The organism is Mesorhizobium sp. M7A.F.Ca.US.007.01.2.1 (assembly GCF_003998165.1).
GTDB lineage: Bacteria > Pseudomonadota > Alphaproteobacteria > Rhizobiales > Rhizobiaceae > Mesorhizobium > Mesorhizobium ciceri.
Window position 1 is genome coordinate 1 of sequence record NZ_RZQP01000045.1, and the last position, 15285, is coordinate 15285.

Below are 15285 nucleotides of genomic sequence, written 5' to 3' on the forward strand. Positions count from 1 at the left end.
GGCATTCGGCGGCGTATCAGGGCCAGCTTCAATGAGCAGCACGCGAGCGCCATAGGCGGAGAGCCTGCTCGCCATCACGCATCCAGAGGAGCCACCACCCACGACGATATAATCGAAAACCACGCAACTCCCCATCAAGGTACCAAGTGTGATGGGCTTCTTCAGCAAAGCGCTCCTCCTACCGCCTGAGATATGGTCACTTACGGCGCGGCAGCTCCACATCATGCCGTCTGTAACGGAGCGATTTGATCGCCAAATCGGTCGAGGGCATGCCCGAAGCGAGACCGAGCGACCCATCTGAACTATCTCTGAACCGACAAGCTCTCAATTCCAGGGCACATGCATCTCCGGACACGCCGGTGCGTCGGTGTGAATGATTGCAAGTTCGTAGGGCGAGAGCAGCGCTCGCCTACGGTTTCTTGCATCACCGTCTTCCGAGAAACAATGATACTAACAAGAGATAACGACGACTTTTTCGATTTTTACAGCAGTCAAGACTGTCACTTCAAAATATCGCATAACTACGTTATTGTAGACCCGGTCTCTTACATAGCGAAGGCCTACTTTCGGTGCTTTCCGAAGCGAACGCGTGTTCGTTGGGCGAATGAATGAAGTGACCTTCTCGAGCGTTAGGTTCTCGAAAGCAAACTGGATCGCTGCCCTGCCGGCCTCTGCGGCGATCCCCTTACCGGAAGACGCAAGGTGGAGGCACGATACGGTTTCCACATTAGTGGGATCTTCGGGCAGATACGGGCCACTGTACATCAATCCACAGTAGCCTGCGAATTTTCCGACTTGGCCTTCGCCTTTTACGAACACCATCCATAAGCCGAAACCATTGCTCTGCCAATGATGGATGAACTGTTGTAGTTTAGCTTTCGATTGCTCTCGGGTCGGATAGACTCCATCCCACATGGCATTTACCACAAATGGATCGCTATGAAGCTCATGTAGAAGAAGCTCGTCGCTATGCGACGGTGGCCTTAGGATTAGGCGCGGCGTTTCTAGAATGTACATGAGAAGCTCCCTTCTAGCCATAAGTTAGAGCCGCACTTACCTCCAACGCGGCCATGATCTCCTAGCATGAGCGTCAAGGCCGCAGTGCTTGATTGAAGGCGTTCGACGAGGTTTATGCTTAAGGTAGCGAGGTCTACACAAATCAAGCTTTGGGCGCCTAACCGTGTCAGTGTTGACGGCACCTGGAAAGCCGGCCCGAAGGCGATAAAAAAATTAGGCGCCTCCTTTCAGAATGGAAGCAGGCGACGCGCTGGTGAGCGGGCGCCTGATACGCGCAACATGCTGCGGCGGCGTTTACGCAAGGGGTTGCTTACCCCAAGGGGGGGGTATGGTATTGGCCCAAAACCGGCTAACTACATTGTTCATTTAAAATACGCGCCTCCTTCAAGCTTAACCTGCACTGGTCACTTTGCGAATGCCCGCCAGTGGGTTCTTCAGCGTGCCGACGGTGTGCAGGTATTCTCCCGGATCACCGAAGTCCACCATTTGCTGGTTTTTTTGTATCTGCAGTCGATTCATACATCGTCGCAGAAATTCTGGAGCGAATAGGTCATGCTGCCTGTATTTTTCGTCATATTCCGGATGTTTCGTCTGGTAGCCAAGGATGGACTCGCTTACGAGCTGCCAGAAGTGTGTCGACGGAAAATCAAGATGTTCTTCGAGTGTTACAGCCAAGTAACGAAAGAAGCAGTCGAAAACGTCGGTGAAAATGAAGTCGTGCTTCATGTCGCGATTTACTTGAATGCAGATCCTCTTAATCTCCTCCGGCACGTTGAGATCTCCGCCTAGAATACGAAGCTCCTCGCCAATGTCTTTCATGATAACTCGCGTCGGAGCGTGATCTTTCATAACTAGAATTATATTTTCTCCATGTGCCATAAACGCTAGATCGTAAGCATAAAAGCAGTGGAGAAGCGGCGCCAGATAAGATTCAAAATAGCGGCGTAGCCAAGCGGCGGCGTCTAACCCCGAGGCATTGATGAGGGCTGTCACGAGTGCTTCACCATTGTAATCGACATGAAGCAGCGACGCCATTGTCATCAGACGTTCCCCTTCTTTCAACTGCCGAAGGGGGCTTTCCCTCCACAGCGCAGAAAGCATCTGCTTGTAAGGGGAGTCCTTCTTGAGGGCGGTGTTGAAACAACGATTGCGATAGCCAATCGTCGCGACCTCGCGAAGGATGCTGAAGCCGTTGGCGGCTAAATAGGAGTCACTGTCGAGCAAATTCTTCAACCATTCGTTGATGGCGGGCGTCGCCAGCATGTGTGTCGGTGACAAGCCGCGCATAAACCCCATGTTAAGTATCGACAGCGCCGTTTTCACGTACCGTTTATGCGGATCGCTTATATTGAAAAGTGTGCGGATCGATTGCTGGGCATGATATATGTCCTTCCCCTGGCCTAGGCAGACAATGTGCCGGTTGGCGATATCCGCCGCGAAGATAGTTGAGAGCCGATTGAACCATTGCCAAGGATGCGCTGGCATATAGATGTAATCGGTCGAGTTTAGTCCCTTTTGACGCAACGCTGCGTCGAACTGTTCCAGCGCCTGTCGACCGAGTTCCTCGTGCATGAGAAGGTCGTAGTCGAGCGTTGAAATGGACTTAAACGTTGCCATTTCTTTATGGACGGCCAGCCATATGAGTCTTATCGAACTGCCCACCTCCGGCGCATAGCGACTATAGTCGAGCGCGTCAAAGCCAATGCGACCGTTATTCGCGATAAAGGTCGGGTGGCCCTCCGTCATGCCAGCCTCAACGATCTGGTAATCGGCAAAAGCCAGTTCTGCGGCGGATATCTCTGTTTTGGCCTGCTTGTACGCGCTGCCATACAGCGTGCTGCTGATCTCCTGCAGGTAAACCGGCATCATCTCTTCCTTTATGCCAAGATGGCGGCTGAACTCAATAACAAAATCAAGCGCATCCAGGGGGGCCGGCCTGCCCTCAATCCTTTTCTCCAGAGAGCCGGCGTCCACTTGCCAGTGATCTAGCAGGAGGCGCCGAGCCTGGAACCAATACTCCAACCCAGGGGTCTCGCTTTCCAGCACATACTTCCCCCAGTCGCCTTCCATTCGCTGGAGTCGAGGAGCAATTAGCAACTCGTGTGCAAATTCGCTGATTGCTTTACGGATAAGGAGCCGGTTGGCCTTTGCCCATAAATGCGGTTTCAAATGCTGCGTTACGCGTTCGGCTAGGCTTATCTCATCGTCTCGGGCTGTCATATCACTCACGATCTCAACTCCTTCAGAACGTAACGGTGTAAGGTTCGCGAACGCGCCTTACACTCGTCTCGCCAAACTTCGACGTCGCACAAAATCCGTTCTATTTTTCATCAGAAAGGATAAGAAATACCGGACCTCTTATACAAGTTAATTTCTAATGTGTTGTGTACCGTTCGTCTTCGCTCGTGATAAACCAGCAATATTACCATCTTACTTATATAATATATTAGAATACCGGTTTCACCGGCCCTGGACGTCGTCCTTCATCTTGCAACGAGCAAGAAGTGTGTATTGATTTGCACATGCCGTACTGTCGTTCGATCACGTCAAGCGGTCGGTGTCCATTGTTTGAGCTCTCCGAGTGTCCATTTTTGCTGTCCGTCTCCATACAATCGCATACGTCTAAAGCGGAATTTCCTTTGCTTGATAAGCCCAGACTGGGTAGGGGGGACTGAGTGAATGCCTACTCCGCTGAAATGCTGTCCTGCACCGCGCCAATGCTGTCGCGTACGATCGACAGACCACGGCGCAGTTCAGCCTCGGTTATGGTAAGGGCTGTCATGAACTTGAGCACCTCACCATACGAGCCAGCGATCTCGATCACCAAGCCGCGACGAAAAGCTTCCCGGGAAATGAGCCCCGGCAATGAGTGGTGCTTTGGTGATACGAGTCCATACATCAAGCCGCGGCCTCGGACATTCAGAGCAAGGCTGGGGAAGTCGTCTGCGATCGACTTGAGTTCTTGAGCCAAGATGGCTGATTTGCGAGCAATCTCATCTTCAAACTTGGAGTCGGACCAGTAAGTCTCAAGGGCCGCACGAGCAGTGACGAAAGCATAGTTGTTGCCCCTGAACGTGCCGGTGTGCGCACCCGGCGTCCAGACATCAAGTTCAGGCTTCATGAGGACAAGGGCCATAGGCGTTCCAATTGCAGACAACGACTTTGACAGGGTAACGATGTCCGGCACGATCTCAGCCGCCTCGAAACTGAAGAATTTCCCTGTGCGACCGACACCAGCCTGAATATCATCGAGGATCATCAGGATCTCGTGCCGAGAGGTCAGATCACGCAGCCGTTGCAGCCATTCAACGGTAGCAGCATTGACACCGCCTTCGCCCTGCACTGCTTCTAGGATCACCGCAGCGGGTTTGCCGAGACCACTGCTAGGATCATCGAGAAGCTTCTCGAAATACTCGATCGTGTCTGAAGCGCCGAGATAGCCCTCGTACGGCAACGATGTCACGTGCGCGAGGGGAAAGCCGACAGCATCTCGGAACTTCGTGTTTCCGGTTGCCGCCAACGCCCCAGCGCTGACTCCGTGAAACGAGTTCGTAAACGAAACGATGTTTGACCTGCCGGTCACTTGGCGAGCTAGCTTCAGAGCCGCCTCGACCGCGTTCGTACCTGTGGGGCCAGTAAATTGCAATTTATAAGACAGACCGCGGGGCTTCAAAATAAACTGCTCAAAAGCTTCGATGAAGGCCTTCTTGGCGGTCGTAGCAAGGTCGAGCCCGTGCACAATTCCGTCGCGCGCAATGTAGTCCAACAACGCCCGCGTGAAGGCTGGGTTGTTGTGCCCGTAATTCAAGGCTCCCGCGCCTCCCAAGAAGTCGATGTATTCCCGACCGTCTGTAGCTATGAGGGCAGTGCCGACGCCTCGATCGAACAGAACTGGGAACGCACGGACGTAGCTCCGCACCTCAGACTCAAGACGATCAAAGATCGCGAGGCTTACATCGTTTGTAGGAGTAAACTGCTTCTTCATAGGGCGAGTCCTGAATTGTAGCCTGCAAAGGCATCAGCCCAAACTGTCTGGCGAAGGCCATTTCAATCGGTTCGAGGTTCGGCTTGTATGACGGCAGCATGAGCAGTCACACGCCTGGCCACGCCAACTCACGGCCCAAGCCAGTCGATCGCTGCGAGGTCCAACGTCACGTCCACCAGAGAACAAGATCAGGCCGCGCAAATCCGAAAAAGCAATTCAGCACTAGGCGACGCTTTCCGTCGCCTAATTGACCGGTAACCCCGTGAACGAAGCCGCCATCGATTAGGGCGATATCCCCGGTTTTGAGCTCGAACTCGCGGCAAGGGACGGCTTCCAGATAGGCTGCCGAATAGGGATATCCAGTGGTCTCCACACCTTGCGATATCCGGTCCGCAACCGTCGGCTTGTGGCTCCAGAGCTTCAGATTGCCGCCTTCCTCAGGCATGCTGGGATAGAGGTTGAGCGCTGCGACCGTATTGTGCGCCACCGCAGAAAGCTCGTAATCATCGCCAGCACGTAAGACTTGAGCGACGTCGTCGTGGGGATCCAAGGAAAATGTGCCTGTGCCCGACCAACTGAGGCCGCGACAAACATTGGCCTGGCCGTGTTCGGAACGGGCTAGCCGCAATTCGATTCCCTGGTTGTGAAGCTCTCGCTTCAACGCCCTGAATACTGCTCGAACCGGGTCAACCAAATTCTTAAAAAGGGCATCGACGTACGGCCGCGCGTTTTCGGCGTCTGCGAAATAGGTGGCTGCATCCTTCCTGTAGTGAGATGCGCCGACATATTGTCCGGGCACACCATCTTTACGCTCTCTGAGACCAGAGCTTCCAATAAAGTTCGTAGTGATCTCCTCGGCTACTTCGGTGCTGAAAGCTTGCTTGATGTGCAGAGCGGTGAGCTCACCTTTCAGGACCGAGATGATCTCCGCCGTGTTGATCGACCCGGTCCGTTCTTTGATCGAAACCGGCGAGATGGCTGGCACTTGAGATATCTGACTAGGCATTGTCTTGCTCCTGTAGTGCGTGTTCAAGGATGGTGATGCCACGATCGAGTTCGGCATCGGTGATGGTTATCGGTGGGAGGACTTTGATAACGTCGCGATTTGGCCCCGAGGATTCGATAAGAAGGCCATTTTCGAATGCGACATCGTGCACGCGGCCGACAACTGCCGGTGAACGGCATTTCAGGCCGGCCATCAGACCGCGGCCGCGCTTCTGTTCGATGTATCTTGGAAATTTCGCAACCAGGCGATCGAGGTGCGTTTGCAGCCTGACGGCTGTCCGCTCGACACCTGCAGTAAATTTCCTATCCGACCACATCTTGCACATGGCTCCTGCCGTCACGAAGGCGAAATTGTTGCCTCTGAAGGTCCCGCTATGTTCTCCGGGCTTCCATATGTCCAAGTCGGGTCGAATCAGAACGATGGACAACGGACTACCTGAACCGCTTAGGGACTTGGAAAGACACACAATATCCGGTTCGATTTTCGCGGACTCGAATGAGAAGAAATCGCCAGTTCGGCCCGCACCCGCCTGAATATCGTCGACGATAAAAACAATGCCGTGCGTACGGCAAATGCGCTGAATTTCCGTGAGCCAAGCTGCGGATGCGGCGTTCATGCCGCCTTCGGCCTGGATGGTCTCCAGAATGATTGCGGCAGGCTTTTCTATGCCGCTCCCCGGGTCGCTCAAAACGCTGTCGATGTAACTGGCGGAATCGAAAGCTTGGCTCGGATAGCCGTCATAGGGAACACGGATCACATCGTGGCGAGCGACGCCTCCCAGTTCCCTGGTTGAGGCCGAGCCCGACACCGCTAGAGAGCCGAGCGACATGCCGTGGAACGCATTCGTAAAGGCCATGACGCTCGAGCGGCCGGTGTATTTTCGCGCCAGCGCCAGCGCCGCTTCGTTGGCGTTCGTGCCGGTCGGCCCGGGAAACTGAATCTTGTACGAAAGGCCTCTGGGTTTCAGGATCCAATCGACGAACCCTTCAATGAAGTCACGCTTTGCCGCCGTATGCATATCAAGCGACAGAAGAATGTTCTCACCGACGAGATATTCAATCGCTGGCGCCATAATATCCGGATTGTTGTGCCCGTAGTTGAGTGCGCCGGAACCCACCAGGAAATCGATAAAGGGCTTACCCGTCTCGTCCCAGATCGTCGCCCCAAGGGCCTTCGTAAAGACGGTGGGGAACGCCCGGCAATAACGACGAACGTTAGATTCATGAGCCGTGAAAGCGTCGGTGTCCATATCAAGTCCTCTGCACATAGTCTTTCAAAGAAGAGAGCTGTTTAATGGCTAGTGGTTTGCGGCAGATGTTCGTCGCTTAACGTTGAAGCAGAATGCCGGAGGCAGCTTTGTTTGGTCTGGGTTTGGTCTGGTGATGCCGGCATCCTCATCAAATATTGTTGGGTTGCGTTGCCCTCCATTCGGATGCTTTCGAATGTGCTGCAACAGGATGGCTTCTAAAGCTTCCGCGAAAGCATCGCTACTATGGCATCAGGTAGTTGACGTACCCACCCTTCGCTGCCCATAGCGCTCCGGACAAATGAATGAGTCCAAGGAGATCAGCAGGGTCGCGTCGCCAGAGGTTGTGTCGCTCGGCGGTAGCGAAGCCGCTCGCGAGCGCGCTCCTCAATAGCGCCGTAGCGAGCGAGCGGCTTCGCGGCGGTCATCAATATTCGCCGTTCAACCTCGGGCTGCGGACACCAACCTGATTCAAGAAACTATTTGATGACCGATGACACAGCGAAAGCCACGCTCTCTTTGAGAAGAATGCGGATTCCGATCTCTTGCGCGATGACTGGCCCGAGCCGCCGGATCAAGAGGGCGGGGCCGCCGTGGACCCCCTTGACGGAAAGCCCGTTCGTAGGCCAGGCGGAAGCAACCGGGAGACGCGCTGGCGAAGGGCCGCATCGGTTTCGAGAACGTCCACTACCGCGACGGCAACCATCCCCGGCCGCAGCTGGGCTGCTGCCTTCAGGCGAGTCGAAAAGGAGATCGTCCGGGAGGGTGAAGGCGTTGACGAGGTGAGCCGTGAGTAAGCAATCAAGCTCTGATCGGGATCGACTAACACTGTTTCCATCCGACCGATGGTTGACCTGTGATCGGCGTTACCTCAAGCTAGGCAGGCCGACAAGCTCGGTTGGAAGGCGAAGACCTTTCGATGAGCTCGTCTCCGAAATGCTCGAGGCCCACTGCCGCGCCTACAGGAACATACTGGCGTAACGTGAAAACACGATGGCGTCGCGGGCAGGTGCATCTGTCGTGGGGCCATCCGCACTGCCAGGCACGCCCTCTCGGCCGGCATGCACTCAGGTCCGGTCGTTTGGGTCGGCGAATTCACACATCCTGCAAAGCAGAAAACCATCTGCTCCATTCATGCGGTCGACGATTTCGCGAAAAACTGGCTTTTCAAACAGAGCGGAGTAACCCTCATATAGAAGGTTGCCCAATACGTGACGCCGTTCAAAATCCATAGAGCACAGGGTAACGTCGCCGTTTGGAAGAAGAACATTCCGATACTGTCGTGCGTCCACGCAGGTTAGGGCTCCGACCACTGGCTGACGTGGTGCAACGATCTTAGGGTCGACGCTTCCACCCCTACTGCTCACCGGCCGCGCTTTTATCAGGGCTTCGGTAGGAATAATGTCGGCTATATCTGGGTGGGGCTCGCCCAAGGCCACGAATCGGATCAAGGGGATGTCCGCGTCGACGAGTTGACGAACCAGATCGCGATACTTGTCTCCGACCAGGCGGCTGTTCATGTAGGTGCCGTCATCGAAAACATGGACCACGAATACGCCCAAGCGCAAGGCTTGCAATCGCTGCAGGTCCTGCCCGTTCATTCCCACCAGCGTCGTAAAAATCCTGATGCCATGGCCTTTGGCGAAGGCGTGCTCCACCATTTCGGTACAGTCCGGATTGAGCCAAGGTTCGGAGTATCCCGCAAAACCAATGTCGACGGAAGTCGGTACGCGGGCCAGACACCGCTTGAAATCTTCAAGATCCAGATGACTCGCATGAGACACTTTTCTTTGCCGGACCGCGAACTTGTCCTGGGGACAATATGAACATCCTACGACGCATCCCGTGGTCGTCGTTATCTCCAAAACCCTGCCGGCTGTGTTTGCTGAGCGAAGTTCCGGTAAAATCACTGGTGATTACTCCCATCTACTTCCTGCGAAGCGCCACGATGGTGTGCGTGTGCCTTTGGCTTTCTGATACCGCCTGCTGATCTACCGAGGCAACGCAGACATCTACCCTTTTTGGCAGCCTAAGCCGCCCGGTTCACCGATTTGCCGGGCCGACCCTTCACAAACTTCCAGCGCGTCGGACCAGAGACAGCATTGCATCTTTCGAGGCATCACTCGCTCCGGAGATGTAGCCTCAACCGTTGGTCGCTGGCCCGTCGCCGAGATGCGCGCGCAGCACCCTCGAACCCGCCGGAGAGAAGCTTTCTGGATGCCGTCGATCATCCTTCATCGAGCGAGTTCCGTGTTCTCATGCGGGTCAGCCCTCACACTATATTGCCGCACATCGACCAGCAAAGGCCGAGCTAGTGCGCCTGGCGCGCAGTTACTGCGAGATAGGCTTCGAAAAGCCCGACAGGGCTAAGACGCTCCGCTGTATTGAACCCGAAATGTTTTCTGACAGCTGTCAGATTTTGGACACACATCACTCATCGTCAGTCGCTTAATACGGATGGTAATTTCTTCCAGGAATCGGTGACATTGAACACCACCCTGTCATGACCGCCCAATCTCAGCGAAGCGAACTCAGCATCGCCACCAGGACCAAGCCTGAAGATAAATCCGCCGTAGCAGCGTCAACGACATTTTGCTTTCGAAGCCGGATGGATTGCACGAGGTGATTCGCGCCGTGATGCAGGAGGTGCTCGAGGCCGAGATGGACGAGGCGCTGGGTGCTTCGAAGAGCGAGCGCACGCCGGAGCGTCTCGGCTATCACGCGCGCTACTACGGGCGGAGAACTAGCTGCGCACCTACGGCGGTTGGATAATCCCAAGGTTCAAAGCTTTTACAACAGCTACCGTTCTGCTGGTCGCATCCAACTTCCGCATTACATTTTTTAAATGGAAATCTATCGTATTTCGTGATCTGCCTAAAATAGTTCCTATTTCCCAAGATGATTTTCCTTGTGACACCAAATCAATGCACTCTATTTCTCTCGGAGACAGGTTATGAGCTCGTTCCGACGCAGTCGTAGTGTCGAACTTCGTAACCATCCGATGAAACCGCAGCGCGGCCATTTGCAGGTAGGTGATCGCTCTATTCTGCAATTCGCAGTCCGAGGATTGAGCAAAACTCACAAACCTAAAGCTGCCACCAGGGCCATGTAATGGGACGGTAACGCCTGACCTCAAGCCGAATGTTGCTGCTTCGTCCAAGACGCGGCGTCCATCTTCAGTTATGTTTTCATCAGTATACACCTCGCTCCATCGAAAGGGTCCCGCCTCCTTTCGACCTTTCTTGATGAGGGGGTCTATTTTGGCATAGCCCATTCTCGAGTAGCGCTCCTGCCATTCAGCAGGATAATTCCACATCACCACAGAACCCTCCCGGTTCGGCTTGAAAGCCCTCTCTGATGCGAGCGGCCCATAGGCAATCCACGGGCAATCGAAATTCAGCGCAAACGCAGACAACAGTTCGAACAACTGTTCGGATTGAGCGACATCATCAGTCATCTTGAGGAATAGGTCTAACTCCACCGCAATCCGCCGGAGTTCCATGATGTCTCCTTCATTGCGTTCTCATTGGTGCACAGTTTGCTCCAACCCAGCCTCGCAACATCCGAAGTCAACGGGACTCGAGCCGGAGTTCCTTCCGCCACCTGGAGTACCCTCAAGAGTCGTGCCAGCTTGCGAGCGAAGCTTCTCCTTCAGGTCGTCAATCGACGGGGGAGGTACCCAGGAGGCGAACCGACAGCACTGTGTCGGGGAGCGCACAATCCGACAGTCGAGCATTCGATTGACGGAATATGGGCAGGAAAGTATTCGCGGCGCGCTTTTGAAATCAGCACCTAAGTGCCGGGCCTGAGAAAGCTGCATTGCAACTGTACTTATTTGATCGAGGCAAGAACAAGCTCAAAATTCAATCGATACATCGACCTTCTTTTCCAATCTCCCGAGTTGAGCAGCCGTAGCAATCGTATCGACTGGATGGCGGCTGACTTTCTCCAGGCTCGGTAACCTGCTGAATTTGTCCTTCGGATGTTCCCGCTCAGTTGGCACGACTTTTGAACTCACCGTCGTGAGGCGGCAAGAGCTGCCCGCCAAAATTGATGCTGTTATGGGGGAGGTCGAAATTCCAGTTTTGTCTTTTATCGTCTTTGGGACCGAGCGTGTTGATGCGCCCGCTTGGAAACTATGAGACGTTTCCCCGTCCATGGGCGCGGCGCCACTTGTCGCGACGTTTTCGCCTTCACTGTTCGCCTCTGGAACAGGCAGCCGGCCCGGCTCGCGATCATCATGACCGCGATGCTCGCCTCCACGCTGGCTGACGTGTTGATGCCGCTCTATTCTGGCCGACTCATCGACGCTGTTTCTCGTGCTGCTAATGCGGCAGCACCAGCTTCGGATTCAGCTGTTGCAGCATTCTCTGTACCGATTGCATTGGCACTCGGTGGCATTGCCATGCGCCACGTCGCCTTCATTGGCCTGAGCGACCTGGTGTTGAAAATGATTTCCGACGTCGCGACCGAAGCGTTCCATCATGTGCAGCGCTTTTCGACAGACTGGCATGCAAACAGCTTCGCCGGCTCGACAGTGCGCAAGATAACGCGCGGCATGTGGGCGCTCGACCTCCTCAACAGCACGATACTCGTCACGCTGCTCCCGTCGTTTGTCATCTTGATCGGCTCGACGGTGCTGCTCGGCTGGCACTGGCCGGTCATGGGCGTGATCTTTGCTTGCGGCTCTCTCGTCTACCTTGCGTTTTCGATTTCGCTGTCGCTCGGCTATGTCGCGCCAGCGGCGAGCCTTGCCAACCGATGGGACACAAGGCTCAGCGGCGCGCTTGCGGACGCGGTCAGTTGCAACGCTGTGGTCAAGGGCTTCGGCGCAGAGGTTCGCGAAGACGAGCGGCTTGCAAATATCATGACGAAATGGCGGCACCGCGCGCGCCGGAGCTGGGTGCGCGGAACGATCATCGGCTCAACCCAAGGCGTAACTTTGGTTGCGCTCAGGGTGGCGGTGGTCGGATATGCCCTGCTTCTGTGGTCGCATGGACAGGCAACGCCGGGCGAGATAGCATATGTTCTCACGTCCTTCATCGTCCTGCAGGGCTATCTGCGTGATGCCGGCATGCATGTCCGCAACGTGCAGCACTCGGTTAATGATATGGAAGAACTGGTGGCCATCCACAATCAGCAGGTGGATGTTGCCGATCGTCCAGAGGCCAAGCCGATCCGGATCACGAACGGCCGTATCGATTTCGAGAACGTCCACTTCCGCTACGCCAACCATCCCCTGCCGCTCTATAGCGAATGTTCGCTGTCGATTGAAGCTGGCGAAAGGGTTGGGTTGGTTGGACCCTCCGGTTCCGGCAAGACAACATTCGTGAAGCTGATCCAGAGACTCTACGACCTGAGCGGCGGCCGGATCCTGATAGACGGTCAGGACGTCTCGGAGGTGACCCAAGAGTCCCTTCGTTCGCAGATCGCGATCGTGCAGCAGGAGCCGATCCTGTTTCACAGGTCGCTTGCCGAGAACATCGCCTATGGCCGGCCTGGCGCGAGCCAGGCCGAGATCGAGCAAGCGGCACGACTGGCAAGTGCCCACGAATTCATCGCGCCCCTGCCGAAGGGCTATGGGACATTGGTCGGCGAAAGGGGTTTGAAGCTCTCCGGCGGCGAGCGCCAGCGCGTGGCGATCGCGCGCGCCTTCCTCGCGAACGCGCCGATCCTTATTCTGGACGAGGCCACATCGAGCCTCGATTCGGAATCCGAGGTGCTCATTCAACAAGCGGTGGATCGGTTGATGGTGGGCCGAACCACACTCGTCATCGCACACCGGCTGTCGACGGTCCGCTCGCTCGATCGGCTGCTCGTCTTCGACCGTGGCCGCATCATGGAGGACGGCGATCATGCCGCCCTGATCAATCTCGATGGTGGCATTTACCGCCGCCTCTTCGAACGGCAGGCGTTGGAACTCGCGAAGGGCCTGGCCTGATCGCTAAACCGGCTTGCGCGATGCGCCGAGCCGTTGCCGGAGAGGGGTGTGGCAGTGACGAGCGGCGGGCGTTAGGCGGCAAAACCAGCACGGCCGGAACTGTCCGCCAAACGGGCGAGCGGGAATGCACCACGTCTAAGCTTCGGCGAATGCGCGCAGTTACACGCGGGCACCGAATTGTCGCGCCTAACGGCGCACGCACCAAAAGGGCGGGAATGTCGACGGCCCGGGAAGAGTGCGGCCCTCGCCGTTACCCACATTTCGCCAAAGGAAGCGAAGTCAACGCACATTGAGAGGGCGGTGCTTCCCGGCCGGCCGGGATCCCTGTCGCTGGCCCAACCTACCGCACGCTGGCCACGTCAACGGTTCAAAGTCCCTTCGGTTCGCAAAGTCGTCCCCTTGGAGACCCGGAAGCGCAGGAGCTCCGACCGCAGTCTTCGCTCAACTCTGGCCATCTGCTCCGGGATTGGATTCCGTTCCCTTGCTAGCACAGTGGCAGCTGAGCACGAACTCGCCGGCCCCGTGTCTTTCGATTACGGCCAACGGGCTTAGGAAGAGATTGGATTCGCCGGCCCTCTGCGGAGCGAATGAACAGTTCTACAGATCATCGACGTCCGCGAAAAAGAGCACGCAGCCGAAATAGCAGGCCTGAAGCAGCAGCGAACAGGCCAGCGTCGTGACGACTGCCACACGGATCGAATCCAAAGCGAAGTAAACCATCGACGCATTGCTGCACAGGACCAGCCCCACGAGCCGACAAAAAGATGAAGTGCAACGCCGTTCTCCTGGTTTTCGCCAGATCATGTTGCGAGCTCGTCGGCCGCAACATGCGTCTGGCAGTTCTTGGGGCAGACGCGGCCGCAGGCTCCGCAGCCTATGCAGCGGCCGGCATCATCGACAACCATGATCATGCGATTGAGCTTGCCGTCGAAATCGTCGTCCTCGTCATCGCAGGGGCCGAGGATTTCACCCGCATCATCAACGCCGTGAAGATGCATGACATCGCGCGAGCAGACCTTGAAACAACGGCAGCAGCCGATGCAGATTTGCTATCGATGGAGGTCAGGTACGACGGCATCCAAATGGAGCCGTCACGGGTGGTGAATGTGCGCATCATCCTAAATTCTTCATTGAAGCGAGTTCTCTCTTGGCAACATCCAACTCGGCATAAACGGCTTGGGTTTTCTCGGCGACTTCCTGTATGTCGGCCCACTTGCCCGGCAGACCCTCGACGAGGTCCTGCAATGCCATCTTGGCAATAGCTGCACGCAACTGGAGCTTTCAGACTTTTTTCCTCATCCTATCTAGGTCTGACATAGATCCTTCCTGGAACAATGGTTTTCTTGATGCGCTCCATCTCGGGCTAGGCTTCAATGGCTGCAGTCGCATCGTCGACCAGTTTCGTACCGGCCTCAGCAAGTTTGCGGAAAGTCTCGAAGCCGAACCGGTGGACGTCTCGACAGAACGCCCAACCGCCGGAAGCCCCCACGGGTTTCATTTCTATTGTCGGCGACGTCGACACGCCGGAGCGCTCCTCGATCGCAAGCGCTACGGCGGTGTAAACATGTCGAGCCTCCACAGCGCGTCAGGATCGGGATCGCCGCCAAAGGGTACCGCACGTTGCTGTTGCTTGGTGATGATGAACTCGGCCAGCAGCTCGGCATCCGAATGGCCTTCCCATAAGCCGAAGGAATCCTGAGTACGAATGAGCCGCAGGAGGCATTTGACGAACGGGGAAGCAAGGGCCTCGTCGTCCCCGTGGACAGCAGGGCCAACCGGTTCATGAGGAATTTCGCTTTTCCCCAATTTCAGTACTCCTCTTGAAGGACGATCTCTTTTTCTGCGATGTGTGGTTCGGGCGCTTGCGTGGGCGGGGAATGGCTTGGGCGAGCCGATCCCACGCAACAGTGTCCCGTGGCCGACCTCGAGCACGTCCACCAATGCGAGACCTTTCACCGCGGCGCGAACGCCTGCGCCGCGGTTCGACCCGAGGTAAACGCAATGGAAATTCCACCTGCCGCAAGCCGCGCACTTTTGCGGCATCGACGTTATTGCTGCGAAGTGCGCCTGGGCGGGCGGATTTGCCGGTG

Annotated in this window: 12 protein-coding genes and 3 pseudogenes; 2 read left to right on the forward strand and 13 right to left on the reverse strand. The window is 55.9% G+C overall.

Features of this window, described 5'->3' with window-relative positions:
• From EN949_RS11180 to EN949_RS11210, 7 genes are all read right to left on the reverse strand, one after another.
• On the reverse strand, positions 1-135 hold a 135-nt coding region (locus EN949_RS11180; protein WP_141245433.1), incomplete at its 3' end, for an NAD(P)-binding protein.
• Between the two features lie 315 nt (positions 136-450).
• Positions 451-1017, reverse strand: a complete 567-nt coding sequence (locus EN949_RS11185; protein ID WP_158515808.1) for a GNAT family N-acetyltransferase — start codon at positions 1015-1017, stop codon at positions 451-453.
• A 390-nt stretch (positions 1018-1407) separates the two neighbouring features.
• Positions 1408-3237, reverse strand: a complete 1830-nt coding sequence (locus tag EN949_RS11190) for an IucA/IucC family siderophore biosynthesis protein (protein ID WP_063169359.1) — start codon at positions 3235-3237, stop codon at positions 1408-1410.
• A 463-nt stretch (positions 3238-3700) separates the two neighbouring features.
• Entirely contained in the window at positions 3701-5002 is a 1302-nt protein-coding gene (ectB, locus tag EN949_RS11195; protein WP_063169360.1) for a diaminobutyrate--2-oxoglutarate transaminase, read from the reverse strand.
• A gap of 166 nt (positions 5003-5168) precedes the next feature.
• Positions 5169-6008 carry a hypothetical protein gene (locus tag EN949_RS11200; protein ID WP_063169361.1) on the reverse strand — a complete coding sequence of 280 codons (840 nt, stop codon included), beginning with the start codon at positions 6006-6008 and terminating at the stop codon, positions 5169-5171.
• Positions 6001-7257, reverse strand: coding sequence for a diaminobutyrate--2-oxoglutarate transaminase (gene ectB / locus EN949_RS11205; protein ID WP_063169362.1), 1257 nt, complete (start codon positions 7255-7257; stop codon positions 6001-6003). The genes EN949_RS11200 and ectB (EN949_RS11205) overlap by 8 nt, the downstream gene beginning before the upstream one ends.
• A gap of 1064 nt (positions 7258-8321) precedes the next feature.
• Complete coding sequence (locus tag EN949_RS11210) at positions 8322-9038, reverse strand: SPASM domain-containing protein (RefSeq protein ID WP_224571099.1); 717 nt, start codon at positions 9036-9038, stop codon at positions 8322-8324.
• Positions 9039-9757: 719 nt separating this feature from the next.
• Here EN949_RS11210 and EN949_RS11215 point away from each other — a divergent pair.
• A pseudogene (locus tag EN949_RS11215) lies at positions 9758-9993 on the forward strand (transposase); the annotation flags it as partial.
• A 16-nt stretch (positions 9994-10009) separates the two neighbouring features.
• Here the strand turns inward: EN949_RS11215 and EN949_RS11220 are convergent.
• Together EN949_RS11220 and EN949_RS35825 are read right to left on the reverse strand one after the other, a co-directional pair.
• The gene (locus EN949_RS11220) at positions 10010-10756 is read right to left on the reverse strand and encodes a LuxR family transcriptional regulator (protein ID WP_063169365.1); all 747 of its coding nucleotides are present in this window, start codon (positions 10754-10756) and stop codon (positions 10010-10012) included.
• 354 nt (positions 10757-11110) lie between these two features.
• Positions 11111-11413, reverse strand: coding sequence for a hypothetical protein (locus EN949_RS35825; RefSeq protein WP_127262113.1), 303 nt, complete (start codon positions 11411-11413; stop codon positions 11111-11113).
• Between EN949_RS35825 and EN949_RS11225 the strand changes: the two genes are divergently transcribed.
• The gene (locus tag EN949_RS11225; protein ID WP_063169366.1) at positions 11393-13195 is read left to right on the forward strand and encodes an ABC transporter ATP-binding protein; all 1803 of its coding nucleotides are present in this window, start codon (positions 11393-11395) and stop codon (positions 13193-13195) included. The two genes, EN949_RS35825 and EN949_RS11225, sit on opposite strands and share 21 nt — an antisense overlap.
• A gap of 597 nt (positions 13196-13792) precedes the next feature.
• On the opposite strand, the gene EN949_RS11230 is transcribed toward EN949_RS11225, so the two are convergent.
• The 4 genes and pseudogenes from EN949_RS11230 to EN949_RS36505 form a co-directional block, all read right to left on the reverse strand.
• Positions 13793-13999, reverse strand: a complete 207-nt coding sequence (locus tag EN949_RS11230; protein WP_082826584.1) for an exopolysaccharide production repressor protein — start codon at positions 13997-13999, stop codon at positions 13793-13795.
• Positions 13996-14312: pseudogene (gene fdxB, locus EN949_RS11235) on the reverse strand (ferredoxin III, nif-specific). Before fdxB ends, EN949_RS11230 begins: the two are co-directional and overlap by 4 nt.
• Positions 14309-14467, reverse strand: coding sequence for a CCE_0567 family metalloprotein (locus EN949_RS11240; protein ID WP_224571204.1), 159 nt, complete (start codon positions 14465-14467; stop codon positions 14309-14311). The pseudogene fdxB and the gene EN949_RS11240 overlap by 4 nt, the downstream one beginning before the upstream one ends.
• 91 nt (positions 14468-14558) lie before the next feature.
• Positions 14559-14986: pseudogene (locus EN949_RS36505) on the reverse strand (DUF269 domain-containing protein).
• Positions 14987-15285 lie beyond the last annotated feature (299 nt).

Excerpts from the sequence above, each read along its gene's own strand:
- EN949_RS11230 (WP_082826584.1), bottom strand. The coding sequence starts at position 13,999 with ATGATCTGGCGAAAACCAGGAGAACGGCGTTGCACTTCATCTTTTTGT.
- EN949_RS11185 (WP_158515808.1), bottom strand. The coding sequence starts at position 1,017 with ATGTACATTCTAGAAACGCCGCGCCTAATCCTAAGGCCACCGTCGCAT.
- EN949_RS11225 (WP_063169366.1), top strand. The coding sequence starts at position 11,393 with ATGAGACGTTTCCCCGTCCATGGGCGCGGCGCCACTTGTCGCGACGTT.
- ectB (WP_063169362.1), bottom strand. The coding sequence starts at position 7,257 with ATGGACACCGACGCTTTCACGGCTCATGAATCTAACGTTCGTCGTTAT.
- ectB (WP_063169360.1), bottom strand. The coding sequence starts at position 5,002 with ATGAAGAAGCAGTTTACTCCTACAAACGATGTAAGCCTCGCGATCTTT.
- EN949_RS35825 (WP_127262113.1), bottom strand. The coding sequence starts at position 11,413 with ATGGACGGGGAAACGTCTCATAGTTTCCAAGCGGGCGCATCAACACGC.
- EN949_RS11220 (WP_063169365.1), bottom strand. The coding sequence starts at position 10,756 with ATGGAACTCCGGCGGATTGCGGTGGAGTTAGACCTATTCCTCAAGATG.
- EN949_RS11200 (WP_063169361.1), bottom strand. The coding sequence starts at position 6,008 with ATGCCTAGTCAGATATCTCAAGTGCCAGCCATCTCGCCGGTTTCGATC.
- EN949_RS11190 (WP_063169359.1), bottom strand. The coding sequence starts at position 3,237 with ATGACAGCCCGAGACGATGAGATAAGCCTAGCCGAACGCGTAACGCAG.